The 18,658-nt window shown below is 58.2% G+C and carries 24 protein-coding genes; 8 read left to right on the top strand and 16 right to left on the bottom strand.

Annotation, left to right across the window (positions count from 1 at the left end; genetic code table 11):
* Positions 1-103 precede the first annotated feature (103 nt).
* Positions 104-574, top strand: a complete 471-nt coding sequence (gene greA, locus G560_RS0112530; RefSeq protein WP_022704654.1) for a transcription elongation factor GreA — start codon at positions 104-106, stop codon at positions 572-574.
* Between the two features lie 46 nt (positions 575-620).
* Positions 621-1,637, top strand: coding sequence for a hypothetical protein (locus G560_RS0112525; RefSeq protein WP_022704653.1), 1,017 nt, complete (start codon positions 621-623; stop codon positions 1,635-1,637).
* On the opposite strand, the gene G560_RS0112520 is transcribed toward G560_RS0112525, so the two are convergent.
* From G560_RS0112520 to G560_RS0112495, 6 genes are all read right to left on the bottom strand, one after another.
* Entirely contained in the window at positions 1,634-2,230 is a 597-nt protein-coding gene (locus G560_RS0112520; protein WP_022704652.1) for a GNAT family N-acetyltransferase, read from the bottom strand. The genes G560_RS0112525 and G560_RS0112520 overlap by 4 nt on opposite strands.
* Positions 2,227-2,844, bottom strand: coding sequence for a hypothetical protein (locus G560_RS0112515; RefSeq protein WP_022704651.1), 618 nt, complete (start codon positions 2,842-2,844; stop codon positions 2,227-2,229). Before G560_RS0112515 ends, G560_RS0112520 begins: the two co-directional genes overlap by 4 nt.
* A gap of 51 nt (positions 2,845-2,895) precedes the next feature.
* Positions 2,896-3,030, bottom strand: a complete 135-nt coding sequence (locus G560_RS0112510) for an aa3-type cytochrome c oxidase subunit IV (RefSeq protein ID WP_022704650.1) — start codon at positions 3,028-3,030, stop codon at positions 2,896-2,898.
* 95 nt (positions 3,031-3,125) lie between these two features.
* On the bottom strand, positions 3,126-3,590 hold the full coding sequence (locus G560_RS0112505; protein ID WP_022704649.1) for a DUF6173 family protein: 465 nt from the start codon (positions 3,588-3,590) through the stop codon (positions 3,126-3,128).
* On the bottom strand, positions 3,583-4,617 hold the full coding sequence (locus tag G560_RS0112500) for an MBL fold metallo-hydrolase (RefSeq protein WP_022704648.1): 1,035 nt from the start codon (positions 4,615-4,617) through the stop codon (positions 3,583-3,585). The genes G560_RS0112505 and G560_RS0112500 overlap by 8 nt, the downstream gene beginning before the upstream one ends.
* Positions 4,614-6,323: an acyl-CoA dehydrogenase family protein gene (locus G560_RS0112495; protein ID WP_022704647.1), complete on the bottom strand. Its 1,710-nt coding sequence runs from the start codon at positions 6,321-6,323 to the stop codon at positions 4,614-4,616. The genes G560_RS0112500 and G560_RS0112495 overlap by 4 nt, the downstream gene beginning before the upstream one ends.
* Before the next feature lie 120 nt (positions 6,324-6,443).
* Between G560_RS0112495 and G560_RS0112490 the strand changes: the two genes are divergently transcribed.
* Positions 6,444-7,409, top strand: coding sequence for an L-threonylcarbamoyladenylate synthase (locus tag G560_RS0112490; RefSeq protein WP_022704646.1), 966 nt, complete (start codon positions 6,444-6,446; stop codon positions 7,407-7,409).
* Positions 7,410-7,575: 166 nt separating this feature from the next.
* Positions 7,576-8,007, top strand: coding sequence for a large conductance mechanosensitive channel protein MscL (mscL, locus tag G560_RS0112485; RefSeq protein ID WP_022704645.1), 432 nt, complete (start codon positions 7,576-7,578; stop codon positions 8,005-8,007).
* Between the two features lie 71 nt (positions 8,008-8,078).
* On the opposite strand, the gene ald is transcribed toward mscL, so the two are convergent.
* Entirely contained in the window at positions 8,079-9,197 is a 1,119-nt protein-coding gene (gene ald, locus G560_RS0112480) for an alanine dehydrogenase (RefSeq protein WP_022704644.1), read from the bottom strand.
* A 137-nt stretch (positions 9,198-9,334) separates the two neighbouring features.
* On the opposite strand from ald, the gene G560_RS0112475 reads away from it, so the two are divergent.
* Positions 9,335-9,793 (top strand): Lrp/AsnC family transcriptional regulator, encoded by a 459-nt coding sequence (locus tag G560_RS0112475; protein ID WP_028914057.1) that lies wholly within the window; start codon positions 9,335-9,337, stop codon positions 9,791-9,793.
* On the opposite strand, the gene pssA is transcribed toward G560_RS0112475, so the two are convergent.
* The 5 genes from pssA to rpsU form a co-directional block, all read right to left on the bottom strand.
* Positions 9,790-10,536: a CDP-diacylglycerol--serine O-phosphatidyltransferase gene (gene pssA / locus G560_RS0112470; protein WP_022704642.1), complete on the bottom strand. Its 747-nt coding sequence runs from the start codon at positions 10,534-10,536 to the stop codon at positions 9,790-9,792. The genes G560_RS0112475 and pssA overlap by 4 nt on opposite strands.
* On the bottom strand, positions 10,533-11,258 hold the full coding sequence (locus G560_RS0112465) for a phosphatidylserine decarboxylase (protein ID WP_269430446.1): 726 nt from the start codon (positions 11,256-11,258) through the stop codon (positions 10,533-10,535). The genes pssA and G560_RS0112465 overlap by 4 nt, the downstream gene beginning before the upstream one ends.
* A gap of 71 nt (positions 11,259-11,329) precedes the next feature.
* Complete coding sequence (locus tag G560_RS0112460; protein ID WP_022704640.1) at positions 11,330-11,755, bottom strand: EamA family transporter; 426 nt, start codon at positions 11,753-11,755, stop codon at positions 11,330-11,332.
* A gap of 174 nt (positions 11,756-11,929) precedes the next feature.
* The gene (locus tag G560_RS21035; RefSeq protein WP_028914056.1) at positions 11,930-12,358 is read right to left on the bottom strand and encodes a hypothetical protein; all 429 of its coding nucleotides are present in this window, start codon (positions 12,356-12,358) and stop codon (positions 11,930-11,932) included.
* 316 nt (positions 12,359-12,674) lie between these two features.
* Positions 12,675-12,881 (bottom strand): 30S ribosomal protein S21, encoded by a 207-nt coding sequence (rpsU, locus tag G560_RS20685; RefSeq protein WP_081647654.1) that lies wholly within the window; start codon positions 12,879-12,881, stop codon positions 12,675-12,677.
* 105 nt (positions 12,882-12,986) lie between these two features.
* On the opposite strand from rpsU, the gene G560_RS0112445 reads away from it, so the two are divergent.
* Both G560_RS0112445 and G560_RS0112440 read left to right on the top strand, forming a co-directional pair.
* Positions 12,987-13,721 carry a COQ9 family protein gene (locus G560_RS0112445; RefSeq protein WP_022704638.1) on the top strand — a complete coding sequence of 245 codons (735 nt, stop codon included), beginning with the start codon at positions 12,987-12,989 and terminating at the stop codon, positions 13,719-13,721.
* 18 nt (positions 13,722-13,739) lie between these two features.
* The gene (locus G560_RS0112440; protein WP_022704637.1) at positions 13,740-14,732 is read left to right on the top strand and encodes an NAD(P)H-quinone oxidoreductase; all 993 of its coding nucleotides are present in this window, start codon (positions 13,740-13,742) and stop codon (positions 14,730-14,732) included.
* A gap of 48 nt (positions 14,733-14,780) precedes the next feature.
* Here the strand turns inward: G560_RS0112440 and G560_RS0112435 are convergent, their stop codons facing one another.
* Positions 14,781-15,425 (bottom strand): ribonuclease T2 family protein, encoded by a 645-nt coding sequence (locus tag G560_RS0112435; RefSeq protein ID WP_022704636.1) that lies wholly within the window; start codon positions 15,423-15,425, stop codon positions 14,781-14,783.
* Between the two features lie 126 nt (positions 15,426-15,551).
* On the opposite strand from G560_RS0112435, the gene G560_RS0112430 reads away from it, so the two are divergent.
* Positions 15,552-16,319, top strand: coding sequence for a DUF1013 domain-containing protein (locus G560_RS0112430; protein WP_022704635.1), 768 nt, complete (start codon positions 15,552-15,554; stop codon positions 16,317-16,319).
* A gap of 70 nt (positions 16,320-16,389) precedes the next feature.
* Here G560_RS0112430 and G560_RS20360 read toward each other — a convergent pair whose 3' ends face one another.
* The 3 genes from G560_RS20360 to G560_RS0112415 all read right to left on the bottom strand — a co-directional run bounded on the left by G560_RS20360 (position 16,390) and on the right by G560_RS0112415 (position 18,631).
* Positions 16,390-17,265 (bottom strand): LytTR family DNA-binding domain-containing protein, encoded by an 876-nt coding sequence (locus G560_RS20360; RefSeq protein ID WP_022704634.1) that lies wholly within the window; start codon positions 17,263-17,265, stop codon positions 16,390-16,392.
* Between the two features lie 421 nt (positions 17,266-17,686).
* Positions 17,687-18,286: a recombination mediator RecR gene (gene recR, locus G560_RS0112420; RefSeq protein ID WP_022704633.1), complete on the bottom strand. Its 600-nt coding sequence runs from the start codon at positions 18,284-18,286 to the stop codon at positions 17,687-17,689.
* The gene (locus tag G560_RS0112415) at positions 18,287-18,631 is read right to left on the bottom strand and encodes a YbaB/EbfC family nucleoid-associated protein (RefSeq protein ID WP_022704632.1); all 345 of its coding nucleotides are present in this window, start codon (positions 18,629-18,631) and stop codon (positions 18,287-18,289) included.
* Positions 18,632-18,658: the final 27 nt, after the last annotated feature.

The following is an 18,658-nucleotide window of genomic DNA, read 5'->3' as shown; positions in this document are numbered from 1 at the left end:
CTTGCATTTACCGCCCCGCTGCTGTTGGGTAAGGTCAAGCAAACCTGAAACGAGGTCATGGCCCGCAACGGCTGTGGCTTTCTTACTTTATACGTGTAGGCCTATGGAAAAAATCCCGATGACACGCGCGGGCTTCACCGCGCTCGACGAAGAATTAAAAGTGCTGAAATCGGTGGAACGCCCGGCAGTAATCCGCGCGATAGCCGAGGCGCGCGAGCATGGCGATTTGTCTGAAAACGCCGAATACCACGCCGCCCGCGAAAAGCAGAGCTTTATTGAGGGCCGCGTCAAAGAGCTAGAGGCAATTTTGTCGCTGGCCGATGTGATCGATTCCAGCAAATTCACTGGCACGATCAAATTTGGCGCTTTCGTCAAACTTGTCGATGAAGACACGGACGAAGAGCGCAGCTTTCAAATCGTCGGTGAGCCCGAGGCGGATCTTGAAAAAGGCCTGCTCAACATCAAATCGCCTCTCGCCCGCGCCTTGATTGGCAAAGACGAAGGTGACACGGTTGAGGTGAAAACCCCCGGTGGTCAGCGCAGCTATGAAGTGCTTTCGATCAAATACAGCTAAGCGGCGCGTTTAGGGACGATTTGCGACCATAGGACGAGACAATCGGATGACCGACTCCAAGGCCCACACCAAACCACTCGTTGCAACGCCACCTGTAGATGACAGCAAGCTGGGGCCATCTGAAATGGTGGCTTTGGCGCTGGCCGTGATCTGGATCGTGGCGATCGTGGCGCAGCTCATCTTGTCCACTGAAAGCGTGCTGACTGGCCCCTTGTCAATGTTGATGCTGCTTTTGGTCGTATTCTTGCCTCTGGCGCTTTTGTGGGGCATCATATCCACTGCCCGCACCATCCGCGCGCTGCATGAGGAAGCATCGCGATTGCAAGTTGCCGTCGATGCCATGCGCCACGCTTATATCGTGGGCCAGCAGGGCGTGGGCGTCACCCAGCCGTCGGTTGAGAAGAAGCTGGATGAAATTGTCGCGGCACAGCGCAAAACCGAATCTGCATTGGCCATGTTCTCGTCGCGCCGCGACACCACCTTGACCGTGCCCTCGGCCGATCGCAAGGCGGCGCTGACGATGCCAATTAAAATGGCAAGCGACGAAGAGCCCTTCCTCGCCCTTGGCACCCCAGCCGAAGAATTGCGCGCGCCGCTGACCGTGGCGGATTTCGTGCGCGCCGTGCATTTTCCCGAAAGCGCCGAGGACAAGGCTGGTTTCCGCGCCCTGCGTCTGGCGCTGGAAGATCGTAAAACCTCGCGCTTGATCCGTGCGGCCCAAGATGTGCTGACCCTACTCAGCCAAGAAGGCATCTATATGGATGACCTGAAACCCGAGCGCTGCCGCCCCGAGGTTTGGCGCCGTTTTGCCAGCGGTGAACGCGGCCGTGAAATTGCGCCTTTGGGGGGTATCCGCGACCGGTCCAGCCTTGCGCTGTCGGCAGCGCGGATGCGCGAAGACCCCGTGTTTCGCGATGCCGCACACCACTTTTTGCGCAGCTTTGATAAAACTTTTGCCGAATTTGAAAAGAACGCGACCGACGCCGAATTGGCGGATCTGGCCGAAACCCGCACCGCCCGCGCCTTTATGCTGCTTGGCCGTGTGACAGGGACGTTTGATTAAAGCGTCTTGACCATCGTGGTCGATGCGTCAAACCCGAAAACATGGCGCAACAGCCCCAGCCTGTCCGTCTTTACCGCAACAAAACCAAAGCGTTCGTATAAGGCACGGGCGCGCGGGTTGTTTGAAATCACATCCAGCCGCACACCGCAAAAGCCGTGCGCTTGGGCTTCTTTGCAAACGGCGATCAACAGCAGTGTGCCAATCCCTTGTCCTCGTGCTGCGGGGGCCACGCAAATTCCGTCCATTAGGAACCGCTCGTTTTCCACATCGCGTTCCAGCAATGACAACACAGTCGCCCGCCAAGCGGCACCAAACAGGCCATAGACAGCTTTCAAATCGGTCCATTCGCCGCCCGCGAATGCCCCTGCGTGGGTTTTGAAGCCTGCGAGGCCCAGCAGATCGCCCCTATCTACCCCGCCTTGGGACAACGCCAAAATAACGTGATCTGCGCGCAGCGCGTTGTACAAAAACGCCAGCGCCCTTGGTTTTGGTCCCATTACGCGGCACAGCTTTTCGCCAAAGGCCTCCCAGTACAGCTCCGCCGCCTCGGCGCGCAGTCTGTCGGGCAGGCCGTGATGCAGCACAACCGTCATTGCAGGCGCGGGTCACCCGCCTGCACCAGCAAAACGCCGTGGTTGTTGTTCGTGTCCGTATCCGTGTATTTGCGCGCTTTCACCCCGGGTAACTCACCGAACGCCTCCATCAGTTTTTTCGGGAACCAAGTGCCGGGCAGGCCTTCAAATCCAGGAACGCCACGCAGCACGCTTGAAATTGCCAAGGTGCATTGCGCCTTTGGCACCGCGCCATAGGCCATTGCCCGCTGCATCACCAATTCTGCGACCTCGGCTGATACGACAATTGTCTGCTCCACTACGTCAAAGGTTTCGCGGGCGTGATAGTCGATGTAGAAATCCAGCATCAGCGGCGTCATGCCAAAATGCACGTCATTGCGCTCGGGCAGTTGGGGATGGTGCCAAGTGCCGGCCGGGTCAAAGATAACACGCTGCGATCCGTTAATCAGCAGGCCCGCATGCGCGCCAGACCCGTCTCTAGTGGCCAGCACCGTAAACAGCGTTACCGACGGCGGGCCTCCCGCCACGTACCGCGCGCGGGCGACATCGGCGTCAGGTGCCCATTTCGGTTCGGCAGGGCCGCCGCAGGCCGCCAAAGTAAACAGCAGAACAAAACACAGAACAATACGGCGCATAGCTACCCCTTGGGCGCAGCTTCACGCGCCGTACAATCTTGAAAGAATGGATCAGGCGTTTGCCAAAGCCATGAAAATCAGAACACCGATTGAAATCGCGGCGCCCCATGCTGACAGGCGCAAAAAGCCTTCAAAGGTCTTTTGCTGAACCTTCGTGTCCATGCTGCCATGCTTGTGTTCGGCCATCGCGGCGTCTCCTTTTCAAAATTGTCCATTCTCGTTTAACTGATTCATGTCTCGCTGTCACGGGGTCAGTGTATGCGACTTGGCTGCGGGCCTGTTCACGCCTCACCCAAATCCTGCGCCAACCGAAACCCTATGCGCCGTGCTGGCTCTTCCGCTGGGGTTGCTTTGGAAATTGCGCGCAATACCACGTTTAGCTGGGTCACATGCTGGATCAATTGCATCTTGGTGCCAGCCTCGTCGCTGCCGTAAAAGGTCAGGATATCGGGGTCGAAAAACCCAACCCCTTCAATCCGCAACACACCCGCCGTGCTTCCGGTGAAGCCCATCGCCACCTCGTGATTCTTGTCCAGCTGCTCCTCGAAATTCTTCAGATACAGTATCAACCGCTCATAGGCCCATTCCGCTGGGCTTTTCTGCCCGACAGGCTTGCGCGCCACGGCTTCGGGCAAGGGCAGTTGCTCAGGGGTTGCGGGGGTTTCGTCATCGCAATGTACCACACGGGCGCGTGGCATTGCGGTCGCCTCCATCGCCTCGGCAGCGGTCATAATCTCGTCAGCCATGCCTCACCCATTCCCACGCACCATCCTCCCGCATGGTCCGCGAAACCTCGCCCCGGTGCAAGAGGTGGTTCAAATGCGCCACCGCTTCGACCAAGGCAAGGCCATAGGCACTGCCGGTAATTTCACGTTTGAACAACGGCATAAAACATTCGGCCGCCGTGCGCGGCGTGGCCAGCGCCGCACGCAAACGGTCCAGCGCGCCAAGGTGGTTTTCAATCATCTGATGCAGCCGCAGGGGCAGGCCGGTAAAGGGCAGCTTGTGGCCGGGCAAAACGAAATGGTCATCACGGGCCAGCGGTTGAAAGGCCGCACAACTGGTCAGCCAATCTCCCAAAGGGTCGGCATCGGGTTCGGTTGGATAGACCCCGATATTGGCGGAAATAGACGGCAATAACTGATCACCGCCTAGCACCAGATCATCATCCAGCGACCAGAACGTCGCGTGTTCGGGCGCATGGCCGTTGCCCATCCGAATGGCCCAACGCCGCCCGCCCATGGTTATCGTCCCGCCCTCTTGCAGCCGCGTAAACCCCAAGGGCAACGGGGCCACAACATCGGCAAAATTAAAGGGCCGCTCTACCATGCGCTGCGCCAGCAGCCCCGCCTTCATCCCCGCCGCCCGCCAAAACGCCACTTGTTCGGGCAAGGGGGCGGCCTGCACATCAAGCGTCAGCATGCGCGCATACAGCCATGCGGTGCGCGTTGTCAGCAGTTCCGCCCCTTGCGCCTGAAACCAACCGGCAAGGCCAATGTGGTCGGGGTGGTGGTGGGTCGCCACAACGCGGGTTACAGGCTTGCCCGCCAAAGGGCCCGCCAGCAACCGCGCCCAAAGCCCGCGCCCGCGTTTGCTGTCAAATCCGGTGTCAATCAGCGTCCAGCCGTCACCGTCATCCAGCGCGAACACATTCACATGGTCCAGCGCCATTGGCAGCGGCAGCCGTATCCACAACACACCATCGGCCACTTCAGCCGCTTGGCCTTCTTCGGGCGGAGCGTCAAACGGATAGCGGATCCCAGCCTCCTTCAAGCCACCAAATCCTCATCCGAGAGTGCATAAAGCCCCGCAGCCCCTTCGCGCACCTGCGCAAGCAGCGCCACATGTTCCGGCAACAGCCGCTTGATCGCCACCCGCGCCAGCGCAGTGCGGGGACCATCCACGCCTTCGGCCATCGCGGCGCACAGGTGGTAATGGCTGCCCAACACCCGTGCAAAGGCGCGCAAATACGGCACGGCCCCTGCAAAACGATCGTTCATATCTTGTGCGACCAAGCCTTCGGTCGCTTCACGCAAGCTCTCGGCCGCATTCCACACAGCAGTCGCCATATTGGGGTACTGCGCCCGCACGCCATGCGCGTTCTGCTCGATCTCCTCGATCAACCGGAACGCCGCCTCGCCGTTATCCATCATCTTGCGGCTCACAAGGTCCATTGCCTGAATGCCGTTGGTGCCTTCATAAATCGCCGTCACCCGCACATCGCGTAGAAATTGCGCCGCACCCGTTTCCTCGATGAATCCCATGCCGCCATGCACCTGAATGCCCATATCGGCCACTGCAATGCCCGTATCGGTGCCAAACGCCTTGTTGATCGGGGTCAGCAAGGCCGCCCGCGCCGCCCATTCCGCCGATCCGGTCGCCTTGGCCATATCAATTGCTACGGCACAAGACAGCGCAATCGCGCGGGCCGAAAACACCTCGGCCTTCATCGTGGCCAACATGCGGCGCACATCGGCATGGTCGGCAATCACGCCCTTGCCGTTCGGGGTTTTGCCCTGCTTTCGGCCCATCGCATAGGCCAGCGCATGCTGATACGCCGCCTCGGCCACCGAAATGCCCTGAACCCCTACACCCAAACGCGCATTGTTCATCATGGTGAACATCGCGGCCAAACCTATATGCGGCTCGCCAATCAACCAGCCCTGCGCGCCGTCATATTGCATCACGGCGGTGGGCGACCCGTGCAACCCCATCTTATGCTCAAGGCTGACCACCTGAAGCGTGTTGCGCGCGCCCAATGTCCCATCGGCATTGGGGATGACCTTGGGCACCATAAACAGGCTTATGCCCTTAACCCCCGCAGGCGCATCGGGCAGGCGGGCAAGCACCAAATGACAGACGTTTTCGGTGAAATCATTATCACCCCAACTGATATAAATCTTTTGCCCCGACACGGCATAGGACCCGTCGCCATTGGGCTCCGCCTTGGACCGCAGCGCGCCAACATCACTGCCCGCCTGCGCCTCGGTCAGGTTCATCGTGCCGCACCATTCGCCCGAGATCAGCTTGGGGATATACAGCGCCTTGATCTCGTCACTCGCATGATGTTCCAACGCCTCGATCTGGCCTTGGGTCATCAACGGGTTCAACTGCAACGACAAACAGGCCGATCCCATCATTTCATTCACCGCCGTGGTCAGCGCCATCGGCAGGCCCAAACCGCCAAATTCGGGGTTGGCGGCAATCGCAACCCAGCCCCCTTCAACAATTGCGCGGTATCCTTCGGCAAAACCGGGCGAACAGCGTACAACCCCGTTTTCCAAACGTGCCGGGTGCAAATCCCCTGGGCGTTGCAAGGGGGCCAGAACGGTCTCGCTCAACTTGGCTGCCTCGGTCAAAATCGCGTCTACTGTGTCGGGCGTTGCCTCGGAGAACACCTGCGATTTGGCAACCTGCCCGAACCCGACCACATGGTCGAATAGAAACTGATACTCGGTCAGGGGCGAGCGGTACGGCATAATTGTCTCCTAAGGCAATCTGATGGCATTGACTTGGCAAAGCAACGTTACACAAGTATGTCCGGTCGTCATTAAGTTTAACCGCCACCCAACCGCCTTCAAGGTCAACGCTACGTCACGATGCCGATCAAAACCCAATCTCTTGACGCAACGTCAGATGGCATCGCAGCAGCGGCGGATATTTTGCGTGCGGGCGGGCTGGTCGGATTTCCTACTGAAACGGTATACGGTTTGGGTGGTGATGCCCGCAACGATACCGCCGTGGCGCGGATATTTGAGGCCAAAGCCCGCCCGCAGTTCAACCCGCTCATCGTGCATGTCCCCGATCTACAAACCGCCCAATCCTATGCAGCTTTTAACGATCAGGCCCTCGCACTCGCCGCCGCTTTCTGGCCGGGGCCGCTGACGCTGGTATTGCCGCTGAACCCCGATGCGGGCCTGTCCCCACTGGTCACCGCAGGCCTTGATACGGTGGCCATCCGCGTGCCGGCCCACCCCACGGCCCGTGCGCTGCTCCGCGCATTTGGCGGGCCGCTGGCCGCGCCCTCCGCCAACCCGTCGGGTCGCATTTCGCCCACCCGCGCCGATCATGTGCATGCGGGTTTGTCAGGGCGTATCGAGGGCGTTTTGGATGACGGCCCCTGTGTGGTTGGCGTGGAAAGCACCATTCTGGGCCTTGATGGCGCGCCCACCCTGTTGCGCCCCGGCGGCCTGCCGCATGAGGCGATAGAGGCGGCCCTCGGCATCCCCCTTAGCCTTGGTGGCGACTCCAATAAACCCACAGCTCCCGGCCAACTCGCATCGCATTATGCGCCAAATGCAGGCGTGCGGCTGGCCGTAACCACCCCCCAGCACCAAGAGGTTTGGGTCGGCTTTGGCCCCGATTGCCAAGGCGCGCCATTGACCCTTTCGCCAAGCGGCGATTTGATCGAAGCTGCTGCAAATCTGTTTCACACCTTGCGCCTTGCCGATGCCTTGGCCGCACAAACAGGGCAGGGCGGGATTGCTTTTGCCCCCATTCCCGAAACGGGGCTGGGCCGGGCAATCAACGACCGTTTGCGCCGCGCGGCCGCCCCGCGCGATTAAGCCTGCGTAAACTTCAAGCTTTTGCGCGCATCCCTGCACTTCTGCACTCAAAAACCGCATTTTCCCCCTTAAAATTCGGTTGATTTGTGTCAAAGTGACCCACACGATCTGTGCGCGTAACCCGTATTGGCCGAATGGCGCAGCCTAAGAAAATAAGGGACAAGAAATGATTAAAGAATTCAAGGACTTCATTGCCAAAGGCAACGTAATGGATCTCGCCGTTGGTATCATTATCGGCGCGGCCTTCACGGCGATCGTCTCATCGTTGGTTGGCGATCTTATCAACCCGCTCATCGGTTTGGTTTTGGGTGGCGTCGACTTTACCAATATGTATGCAGTCCTCAGCGGCACCGTGGCGGATGGCGTTGGTCTTGAAACAGCCCGCGAGTCCGGCGCGGCGGTATTCGCCTATGGCGCGTTCATCACCGCTTGCATCAACTTCCTGATCATCGCGTTTGTGGTGTTTCTGTTGGTCAAAGCTGTGAACCGCTTGAAAGAAAACGCTATTAAAAAGGATGAAATGGTTGCAGTTGATGCCCCAGCTGGCCCAACCGAGGTTGAATTGCTGGCCCAAATTCTGGCCGCGCTCAAGAAATAATCTACCAACCGGCAGATATGTATAAAGCCCCGCAGATCGCTCTGCGGGGCCTTTTTCCTGTCTCGGGTTGCTTAAACTTTCAGCGCCTCTGCTGCCGCCATAACAGGTAGGCCCAAGGCCTCACCCACTGCCGCATAGGTCAAATGCCCTGCATGGGTGTTCAATCCGGCCAGCAGGTGCTTGTCATCCGCGCAGGCCTGTTTCCAACCCTTATCGGCCAACGCCAGCATGAACGGCATCGTCGCATTGGCCAAGGCGAGGGTCGATGTCCGCGCAACAGCCCCCGGCATATTCGCCACGCAATAATGCATAATCCCGTCTACCTCATAGATAGGGTCTTGGTGCGTGGTGGCGCGCGATGTCTCAAAACAGCCGCCTTGGTCGATCGCCACATCTACCAGCACCGCCCCTTGCCGCATCGTAGCAAATTGCGCCCGTTTTATCAGCTTGGGTGCCGCAGCCCCTGGCACCAGCACCGCGCCGATCACCATATCGGCGGTCTTAACCAATTCGGCGGTGGCCGCTGCTGATGCATATTGCGTCATCAAACGCCCTTGCCACAAATCGTCCAGCCAGCTTAACCGCGCCAAAGACTTATCTAGCACTGTCACATTCGCGCCCATGCCAATCGCCACGCGCGCCGCCGCCGTACCAACCACGCCGCCACCAATCACAACGACATTGGCAGGCAAAACACCAGGTACACCGCCCAGCAAAACCCCGCGCCCGCCATTGGCCTTTTGCAGCGTCCAGGCCCCCACCTGCGGTGCCAAGCGCCCCGCCACTTCTGACATCGGCGCCAGCAGCGGCAAACCGCCCTTGGCATCTGTCACGGTTTCATAGGCAATCGCCGTGACGCCCGATTTCAACAAATCATGCGTCTGGTTAGGGTCGGGTGCTAGGTGCAGATACGTAAACAAAACCTGCCCCTCGCGCAGCATCGCGCGCTCACCTGCTTGGGGTTCCTTCACTTTCACAATCATTTCAGATTGCGCAAACACATCTGCCGCCGTGGCGCCAATCTTGGCCCCCGCCGCGATGTAATCGGTATCAGTGAACCCCGCACCAACACCCGCCTGCGTCTCTATCAACACACTATGGCCATGTGCCACGGCCTCACGCGCCGCATTGGGCGTGAGGCCAACACGGAATTCTTGGGGTTTAATTTCCTTTGGACAACCGATTTTCATTCAGAACCTCCCTTGGTTATTCAAAAATTATCGCGCGGCCCTTGCGCAGATTCTTTGATATCTGGATGGCAATTCTGAAAACTTGGCGTATAATCTTCGGTACAACCGCACATTCGTTGAAAGAAAGCACCTGTATGTTGGATCTTGACGCAACAGACCGCCGAATCCTGACCGTTCTGCAAAAAGAGGGCCGCGTCACAAACGCAGAACTATCGGAACGGATCAATTTGTCACCGTCCGCATGCCACCGGCGTGTGCAAAGGTTAGAGGAGGAAGGGTATATCGCAGGCTACGTCGCCTTGCTCGATGCCCGCCGCATGGGCCGGCCCACAACCGTTTTCGTTGAAATTACCCTGCAAGGTCAGGCCGACGACCTGCTCGACCGCTTTGAACGCGAAGTCGCCCGCGTTCCTGATATTCTAGAATGTCACCTGATGGCGGGGTCCGCTGATTACCTGCTGAAAATCATCGCCCAAGATACCGAAGATTTTGCGCGCATCCACCGCCAATACCTGTCTCGCCTGCCGGGTGTCGCACAAATGCAATCCAGCTTTGCCTTGCGCACCGTGGTCAAAACCACCGCAATGTCGGTCTAACTGATGCGCGGTTTGCGGAAATACTGCATCACGGCCACGGCCACAATCGCCGCATAGGCCAGATCTAAAATTACCAACAACAGCCAGAACCGCGTGACCATCAGCCCCACAATCACCGCCGCCGCCAACAGCACAACCAGCTGCCATTCGCGTTTGACCCGCACCGCCTTGGACGAAAGCGTCGGCACTTTGCTCACCATCAACCACGCCACGATCAGCGTCCACACGCCAAACACCACCGGAAAATCGCGCGCATCGACAATGCCTTGCTGGGTCAAGAACACAGGCAGCAACGCGAGCATCGCACCCCCTGGTGCGGGCACACCGACAAAATGCGGCTTGCCCACCGGCGGCGGTTCATCGCGCGACACGTTGAACCGCGCAAGCCGCAGGCAGGCACAGCACACATAGATCAGCACAAACATCCAACCCGTCGCAAAATCGCGGGCCAATGCGAACTGAAACACTAAAATACCGGGCGCCACGCCAAAGCACAGAAAATCCGACAGGCTGTCCAATTCGCCGCCAATATCGCTTGCGGCATTCAACCGCCGCGCCAGCAACCCGTCCAATCCGTCAATCAACGCCGCGAAAATGATCAGGGCCGCGGCAATATCATACCGCCCCACCAGCACAAACCGAATAGACGTCAGTCCCGCGCACAACCCCAAAATCGTCACCATATTCGGCAACATCAGGATCAGGGACAGGCTGTCGCGTTTGCGCTGTGGCTCCTCGTTCATCTTTCCCGCCCTACACGCGGTGCCTCGGTCGATGTGATATCGGCCAACACCGTTTCACCCGCGACCATCGTCTGGCCAAGGCACACTAGCGGTTCTACCCCTTCAGGCAAATACACATCCAACCGCGACCCGAAACGGATCATGCCAAACCGCTCTCCGGTTTGCAAACGCGCACCTTCGGGCACCTCGCACACAATCCGCCGCGCCACCAACCCCGCAATCTGCACCACGGCCAAATCGCGCCCGTCTTCCATCCGTACCACAAGCGCATTCCGCTCATTGTCCACGCTCGCCTTATCCAGGCTGGCATTCAAAAACTTGCCGGGACGATAGGCAATTTTCGTGATCTGCCCTGCAATCGGCAAGCGGTTCACATGGCAGTTGAACACGTTCATGAACACCGACACCCGCATCATCGGGTCCGGCCCAAGGCCCAGTTCCGATGGCGGCACCGCAGGTTCCAACAAGGATATCACCCCATCCGCAGGGCTTATGATCAGCCCGTCACGTGTCGGCGTCACCCGCTTTGGGTCGCGGAAAAAGTAATAGCACCAAACCGTCAGCCCCAAACCAACCCAGCCCAGCGGTTGCCACACGAAAAACAACACCAACGCCACAACCGCGAAAATCGGGATGAAACGCCAGCCTTCACGGTGGATCGGTTTGATAACGGTCGACATCATGCTGGCGGACATATTTGGAACTGCCTTTGTTGGTTCGATAAGATTACGCCGTTTTACATAAAATTGTAGCCGAAACAATGCCGCCGCATACTACGTTTCGCTGCGTTCCCTTATCGCCACGCCACCATAACCGCGCCCCCCGCAATCATTGCCACGCCCAACCAGTTGGGCAGGCTCAGATGCTCGCCCAAAAACACGGCGGCAAAAATGGCAACCAGCACCACACTCAGCTTGTCAATCGGGGCCACCCGTGCCGCGTCACCCATCTTCAGCGCCCGAAAATAACACAGCCATGACGCACCCGTGGCCAGCCCCGACAATACCAGAAACACATAAGACTTGGCCGAGATGGCCAGGGGCGAAAACCCCTCCCGCCCCAGCAGTGCGATCAGCGCCACCAGCACCAAAATCACCACCGTGCGCACCAAGGTGGCACTGTCGGGTGGCACATCGCCCACCCCCACCTTTGCCAAAACCGCCGTCATCGCCGCAAATCCGGCAGATGCCAGCGCCCAAAACTGCCATGTCATCTGCATCACGGGTCCCCTTTTGCGCCAGCCTGAGCCTGTGATCGCCTAAAGGCAAAGAAAAATGCGTATTGCGAAACGAAGTTGGTCTAATTTGCGGGGCGATGTGTTGGTCCGCCGGTTATGCAACAGCGACGCCATGTATCAAACCGTTCAATAAACGGTCGTTTTTGGAAAGCATTGCTAGCGTAGCGCATGACGGTCTCGCACCCATTGCAGACTGTCGGAACCTCGTGTGATGATTGCCGCAAGGCCTTTATTGTAATGAGGAACAAGTAAGATGGGTGGAACAGGAGCTGGCGCAGGCCTTTTTTTCCTTATTCCACTCATTTTTGGTGCTCCAGTCATCTGGCTGGTAGCGGCATTTATCGCTTGGATATTGGTGCTACCCAAATGGACATCTGCGGCAATAATATTCTCTTTTTTATCTTGCTGCCCGCTAGCCGTCCTTTTGTATGCGGAAGTAGAGTCGCTCCTTAGCAAGGCAGCGATAATTGGCTGTTTAGCTTTTTCCGCTGGCGCAATACTATCGATACCTGCCGCAATGGCTTTAAGATTAGTGACCATTTTCTCTGCGACGAAAGTTCGCAAGGAATAATACTGTGCAGCCATTAATGGCAAGTGGATGTCCGCTCCGTTCGTTGGCGGACCTCAGGGTCGTTCCAAAACGCTCGTTTTTGGAACATCCGCAAAACACCCCGTTTTCCGCCACCAAAAACCCTGTTCAAAACCCAATCCGTTATTGAAGGGTTTTGTCCCTCCAGCGACAGCGGACCGCCGCGCATCCCGCAGCACCCCACACAAAGACCCCATAGCCAACTCAACCCACTCCGCCCCAATACCAAAAGAAAAACCCCCAAGCTCGCGCAAGGGGGTTAGCCTTTTAGTGGGGTCGCCCCCACCAGTGTTCGCAAACGTCGATCTTTACTTAAAGACCGCCTTCACGCTGGAGCTTCTTGCGCGCGAGCTTGCGCGCACGCCGGATGGCTTCAGCTTGCTCACGGGCTTTCTTGACGGACGGTTTCTCGAAATGCTGTTTAAGTTTCATTTCGCGGAACACGCCTTCGCGCTGGAGCTTTTTCTTCAAGGCCCGAAGGGCTTGTTCGACGTTATTGTCGCGGACGCTGACCTGCATGTGGTTTTCACCACCTTTCTAAGTTAAATTTGCACGGATGTGCAGGCAATCGCCCTATAACAAAGGGGGGGTGGCTTGTCTACCGTGCCAATACCGGAGGATGTGATGACCGAAACGCAAAACGACCCGAATGCCGAAGGAAACGGGCTGAACCAAGCAAAACAGGCGATTTTGCAGGCGGCACTTGGTCACGTGCCCTTTGATGGCTGGACCGAAGTGACCTTTCGCGCCGCCGTGGCCGATTCGGGCGTAGCCGATGGTTTGGCCCGCGCCTTGTACCCCCGCGCAGGCCTTGACCTCGCGTTAGACTATCACCGCACGGGTGATGGCGCGATGGTTGAACGCCTCGCCAGCGCCAATCTGGCCAGCATGCGCTATTCTGACCGTGTCGCCTTTGCCGTTCGTGCAAGGTTGGAACTCGTGACGGATAAAGAACTGGTGCGCCGTGGCACCACCCTGTTTTCCTTGCCGCAAAACGCGGGCGAGGGGGCCAAGCTGATCTGGGGCACTGCCGATGCAATCTGGAAGGCGCTGGGCGATACCTCGACCGATTTCAACTGGTACACCAAACGCGCGACCCTGTCGGCGGTTTATGGGTCCACTGTGTTGTTCTGGCTGGGCGATGACAGCCCGAACCACGCCGCCACATGGGATTTTTTGGACCGGCGCATCGCGGACGTGATGCAGATCGAAAAGCTAAAGGCAGGTTTGCGTGACAATCCCCTTGCGCGCGCCATGCGGTCAGGGCCTTTTGCGGGTGCGGTTAACGCGATGGAAAAGTTCAAGATGCCAGATATGCCCAAAATGCCCGATGATCTGCCCGGAAAATTCCGGCTCTGACCCTTTAGGAAACAGTAAATGACCGTCCCACACGCCATGCTCGCGATCGAAATCACCCAGCCGGGCCCCCCCGATGTGCTGGCCCCGTGTTCTGTGCCGGTGCCCGTGCCGAAACACGGTCAAATCCTGATCCGCGTGGCCTATGCGGGTGTGAACCGCCCTGATGCCTTGCAACGTGCTGGTGCCTATAACCCTCCCGCCAACGCCTCACCCTTGCCGGGGCTGGAATGTTCGGGCCATGTCGCGGCGATTGGCCCAGGTGTGACCCGCTGGGCCGTGGGTGACGCGGTTTGCGCGCTACTGCCTGGTGGTGGCTACGCCGAATACGCCCTCACTGCCGCTGACCACGCCTTGCCCATCCCTGATGGGATAAGCCTGCGTGACGCCGCCTGCCTGCCCGAAACCTGCTTTACCGTCTGGTCCAACATCGTCATGCGCGGCGGCCTGCGGGCGGGTGAAAAATTCCTCATCCACGGCGGTACCTCGGGCATCGGCACAACCGCCATTCAAATCGCCCGCGCACTCGGGGCCCGCGTTTTCACCACCGCCGGATCCGATAAAAAATGCGCCGTCTGCACCGATCTGGGGGCCGAGGCCGCGTTTAACTATACCGAACAGGATTTCGTCTCGGAAATGAAACCCCACGGCGGCGCGGACCTGATCCTTGACATGGTCGGCGGCAGCTATCTGCCCCGCAACATCAAAACCTTGGCGGACGACGGCCGCCTTGTCCAAATCGCCTTCCTCACGGGGCCAAAGATTGAACTCAACTTCGCCGAACTCATGGTGCGCCGCCTTACCATCACCGGCTCTACCCTGCGCCCGCAATCCGACCTTGCCAAGGCCCGCATCGCCGCGCAAATCGAACAGCATGTCTGGCCCATGATCGCCCGCGGCGCCCTAAAACCCGTGATCGACAGCGAATACCCGCTCGACCAAGCCCCCGCCGCCCATTGGCGGATAGAGACACCGGGCCATATCGGGAAAATAGTCCTTAAAATCCAAGACTAATTTTATCTTGGCAAAAATACTCCCGCCAAAGGCAGGTCAAGTGCCAGCTTACCGAACCGCCCCCAGCACCGCATCCGTCATGCGGCAATCTCGGATGACATCGTCACCACAGCGGCGCGGCTGCAAATCCTTGGTCAGGCACAGCCGCACCTCTTGGATCATGCCCGCGCTACAGGTCACTGTTATCATATCTTTTGCTAACCCCGGATTGGCGGCCAAAAATGCCTCCTCCACTACGGCGGCAGGCACCTCTAACGCCTTGCTAACCTTGGCAAACACCTCCGGCTCCTTGATCGACCCAAACGCCTTACGCGCCGTAGCAAAATAGTCCTGCGCGCTCAGTCCTGCACAGCGCCCGTGCTTTTTCCACTGATACCAGGCCAGCCCCGCGCCGCCCATAATATCGGCCATTGCCCCTGATTCCCCGCGTGACGGGTCGCGTGCCGTGGTCCGGCAATAGGCGGGCCAGCCGTTTTCATACTGCGGCCACAGCCCGTGCAGCGTGAATGTCAGGCCCTTACCCGGCAAACATTGGTCCTCGCCCCGCGCATCGCCTTCCAACGCACACCAGTTCGATGACCAGCTTAACGCCATGACATAATAGTCGAAATCTCCGGCCTTTTCGCCGTCCGCCCGCGCCACAGCCCCCGAAAAAGCCATCACAAAACCGATCACTACTGCAAAAACACGCATTTTCTCTTTCCTCTGGCCGCTCGGCCTATTATATGCACGATTGACTTCCCCGAAAACGAGAAGACGCGAGGCCCCGGCCCGCAGCCGTTTTTCCGGCATGGAAGGGATATATAAAGGAGTGTTGCGATGAACAAGCCACTGATGTCCAAAGCAACCGCCGTCTGGCTGGTGGACAACACAACCTTGACCTTTAAACAGGTCGCCGATTTCTGCGGGTTGCACGAACTTGAGGTGCAAGGCATTGCCGATGGCGATGTTGCCACTGGCGTCAAAGGCTTTGACCCCGTTTCCAACAACCAGTTGGATCATGGCGAAATCGAAAAGGGTCAGAAAGACCCTGCCTACCGCCTTAAGCTTAAATTCATTGCTTCGGCTGTTGGCGAAGAAAAACGTCGTGGCCCGCGCTATACCCCGCTGTCCAAGCGTCAGGACCGTCCTGCATCCATCCTCTGGCTGGTGAAATTCCACCCCGAACTGACCGATGGTCAGGTGGGCAAACTGGTCGGCACCACCAAGCCAACCATTCAGGCGATCCGCGAACGCACCCATTGGAACATCAACAACATCACCCCGATTGATCCGGTGGCTTTGGGCCTGTGCAAACAGACCGAACTTGATGCCGCCGTGCAAATCGCCGTCCGCAAAAAGGCTGCCGAAGGTGGCGTGATGTCGGATGATGAACGCCGCAAGCTGGTTTCGACCGAACAGTCGCTTGGCATGTCGGATGAACCCAAAATGCCATCGTCCATCGCAGGGCTTGAAAACTTTACCCTGTCGGAAAAAGAGGAAAAACCAACCGATTATTCCGATGCCGACAGCTTCTTCAACCTCCCCGATGCGGATGATGAAGATGACGAGGATGAAGACGGCATGGACCCGCGCCGCAAAAAATAAGCGCGGCAAGCTGGCCCCAAGACAAAACACCCGCCAAGGATTTGGCGGGTGTTTCCATTTCCTTAAACCATCAGGATGCTTGCAACGCCGCTTCGACCCAACTGCGCACCTCGGTTTGGCGGTTGCGGGCCACTGGAACATCTGCGCCATTTTGCAACCGCAGCCGCCAGCCATCACGTTTGCGGTCCAGATCGGCCAGCGCCGACCGCGCGACCCAGTGGCTGCGATGCACCTGCAAACCTGTCTCGATCGGCACTTGTGCAATCGCATCGGCAAGCCGCCCCCGCAGCAGCAATGACGATCCGTCCCGCAGGCTCAGCAATACATAATGTTCCTCGGCCTTCAGGTGCCAGATCTGATCCAGCGCCACGGGTTGCCCCAAAATCTCAAGCTGCTGGGGTCTTGGCGGCGTGGCAGGTTCGGGCCTGTCTGATACTATCGCCTGTTTTGCCGCAGGCTGGAGCGATTGCGAAAAAACGGCGATTGGATGGGCGCGCAATCCGGTTTCCAACGCAATGCGCCGCAACAGAAAACTTGCCAAAATCAGCTCGCCCACCAGACAGAACACAAAATTGAACGCAATCAGTTGCACCCAACCCATTGCACCCAATGCGTGCCCCCCGGCAAAAACGCTTAGGTTGACGGCCCAAACCGATGTGACAATATTCGCCGGAACAATGACTGCGACGCCATAGGTGCGGGTTCGCGTCCGCGCACAGCGGTACAGGCAGAAAATCGCAAAGGCTAGAAATACAACGACGGCGCTTGCGACGATCAGCGTGCGCAAAATTACCTCTTCGGGCAGAATGTGGTCATAAGGTCGAACCAGAAAAATGACTGCCGTCATTCCCAGAACCAGCAAAATGAACAGTGGATGCCACAGCGCGCGGGTGAATTCGCGCCAACTGCCCCTGAATTCGCTACCGTTCAAGAAAATGATGTGCATTTCATTCCAAAATTGATGTTTTCCGTGTGAGATTCAATACTGGTTATCACAGGGTCGGGGGCTTACGCCCGTGAATAGTAATTCTGTAGCGAATACCGACCCGCCTTTACCTGAGATTGGTTGCTAGTTACCGCACTCCGCATTGTCACCCAAAGCCCCTTCCCTTTTTACCAAAAGATTACGGCTTAGGTAAATGTTTTTGCCAGATGCGCTCGCCCAGCCCTTAAACGCCAGTTTCTAAACACGTTGCGCGTTGATGTTTCTTATCCGAGAGAGGGCGTGCCCTGTGCTACGTGTCAGGTGCAAAATCAGGGCGTCCGCAATGTGCAGGTTAAAATCTGGTAAATGAAAACGTAAAAACTACTTTATATCAATTGCATAGGTGAATGTTCGCGCGCGGACACATCGCGGACCTGCCCCCTTAGAACGTCCGCCGCGCCTTCAATGCCGCTCCGATGGTGCCATCATCCAGATAATCCAGCTCGCCCCCGATCGGCACCCCTTGGGCCAGACTGGTGACCAAAACTCCGGTTCCTTCCAAGGCTTCGGAAATATAATGGGCCGTAGTCTGCCCATCTATCGTGGCATTCAGGGCAAGAATGACCTCGCGCGCATTTTCATGGCCAACCCGTTCAATCAAGGCAGGGATTCGCAGCTCTTCGGGCCCAATCGCATCAAGGGCCGAAAGCGTGCCCCCCAGCACATGATAGCGCCCCTTAAAGGCATGACCCCGTTCCATCGCCCATAAATCGGCGACGTCCTCAACCACACAAATCTCGCCGGTAGCACGGCGCTCATCTTGGCAGATCTCGCAAATTTCGGCACCGCTGATATTGCCGCAGGTCTGGCAATCGCGGGCCTTTTCGGCCACCTCGGCCATAACCCGCGCCAAGGGGCCCATCACCGCGCCCCGCTTTTTCAACAGCATCAAAACAGCCCGCCGCGCCGACCGCGGCCCGAGGCCCGGCAAGCGGGCCATCAGGTCAATCAACTGCTCAATATCGCGCGGAGCTTGGGTCATTTAGAACGGCAGCTTCATGCCGGCAGGCAGGCCCAAGCCTTCGGTAAGCTTGGCCATTTCGGCCTGCGCCCGTTCGCTCGCTTTGCCTTGTGCGTCCTTGATCGCGGCAAGGATCAGATCCTCGACCACTTCCTTCTCAGAGGCGACAAAGATCGACGGGTCAATTTCCAGCCCCGTCAATTCGCCCTTGGCCGTGGCCCGGGCACGGACCAGCCCAGCCCCGCTTTCGCCAACCACAACGATCCGCTCCAGCCCCGCTTGCATCTCGGCCATTTTGCCCTGCATGTCCTGCGCGGCTTTCATCATCTTGGCCATATCGCCAAGCCCACCCAAACCTTTTAGCATCGTCTCTTCTCCAATTGTTTCATCCGG

Source organism: Pseudorhodobacter ferrugineus DSM 5888 (assembly GCF_000420745.1).
In the GTDB taxonomy this organism is placed as follows: Bacteria; Pseudomonadota; Alphaproteobacteria; order Rhodobacterales; family Rhodobacteraceae; genus Pseudorhodobacter; species Pseudorhodobacter ferrugineus.
The sequence above is the reverse complement of the archived record's forward strand: the minus strand, read 5'-3'. Positions and strand labels throughout refer to the sequence as shown.

Excerpts from the sequence above, each read along its gene's own strand:
- greA (WP_022704654.1), top strand. The coding sequence starts at position 104 with ATGGAAAAAATCCCGATGACACGCGCGGGCTTCACCGCGCTCGACGAA.
- G560_RS0112525 (WP_022704653.1), top strand. The coding sequence starts at position 621 with ATGACCGACTCCAAGGCCCACACCAAACCACTCGTTGCAACGCCACCT.
- G560_RS0112520 (WP_022704652.1), bottom strand. The coding sequence starts at position 2,230 with ATGACGGTTGTGCTGCATCACGGCCTGCCCGACAGACTGCGCGCCGAG.
- G560_RS0112515 (WP_022704651.1), bottom strand. The coding sequence starts at position 2,844 with ATGCGCCGTATTGTTCTGTGTTTTGTTCTGCTGTTTACTTTGGCGGCC.
- G560_RS0112510 (WP_022704650.1), bottom strand. The coding sequence starts at position 3,030 with ATGGCCGAACACAAGCATGGCAGCATGGACACGAAGGTTCAGCAAAAG.
- G560_RS0112505 (WP_022704649.1), bottom strand. The coding sequence starts at position 3,590 with ATGGCTGACGAGATTATGACCGCTGCCGAGGCGATGGAGGCGACCGCA.
- G560_RS0112495 (WP_022704647.1), bottom strand. The coding sequence starts at position 6,323 with ATGCCGTACCGCTCGCCCCTGACCGAGTATCAGTTTCTATTCGACCAT.
- G560_RS0112490 (WP_022704646.1), top strand. The coding sequence starts at position 6,444 with ATGCCGATCAAAACCCAATCTCTTGACGCAACGTCAGATGGCATCGCA.
- mscL (WP_022704645.1), top strand. The coding sequence starts at position 7,576 with ATGATTAAAGAATTCAAGGACTTCATTGCCAAAGGCAACGTAATGGAT.
- ald (WP_022704644.1), bottom strand. The coding sequence starts at position 9,197 with ATGAAAATCGGTTGTCCAAAGGAAATTAAACCCCAAGAATTCCGTGTT.
- pssA (WP_022704642.1), bottom strand. The coding sequence starts at position 10,536 with ATGAACGAGGAGCCACAGCGCAAACGCGACAGCCTGTCCCTGATCCTG.
- G560_RS0112460 (WP_022704640.1), bottom strand. The coding sequence starts at position 11,755 with ATGCAGATGACATGGCAGTTTTGGGCGCTGGCATCTGCCGGATTTGCG.
- G560_RS21035 (WP_028914056.1), bottom strand. The coding sequence starts at position 12,358 with ATGGCTGCACAGTATTATTCCTTGCGAACTTTCGTCGCAGAGAAAATG.
- rpsU (WP_081647654.1), bottom strand. The coding sequence starts at position 12,881 with ATGCAGGTCAGCGTCCGCGACAATAACGTCGAACAAGCCCTTCGGGCC.
- G560_RS0112445 (WP_022704638.1), top strand. The coding sequence starts at position 12,987 with ATGACCGAAACGCAAAACGACCCGAATGCCGAAGGAAACGGGCTGAAC.
- G560_RS0112440 (WP_022704637.1), top strand. The coding sequence starts at position 13,740 with ATGACCGTCCCACACGCCATGCTCGCGATCGAAATCACCCAGCCGGGC.
- G560_RS0112435 (WP_022704636.1), bottom strand. The coding sequence starts at position 15,425 with ATGCGTGTTTTTGCAGTAGTGATCGGTTTTGTGATGGCTTTTTCGGGG.
- G560_RS0112430 (WP_022704635.1), top strand. The coding sequence starts at position 15,552 with ATGAACAAGCCACTGATGTCCAAAGCAACCGCCGTCTGGCTGGTGGAC.
- G560_RS20360 (WP_022704634.1), bottom strand. The coding sequence starts at position 17,265 with ATGCACATCATTTTCTTGAACGGTAGCGAATTCAGGGGCAGTTGGCGC.
- recR (WP_022704633.1), bottom strand. The coding sequence starts at position 18,286 with ATGACCCAAGCTCCGCGCGATATTGAGCAGTTGATTGACCTGATGGCC.
- G560_RS0112415 (WP_022704632.1), bottom strand. The coding sequence starts at position 18,631 with ATGCTAAAAGGTTTGGGTGGGCTTGGCGATATGGCCAAGATGATGAAA.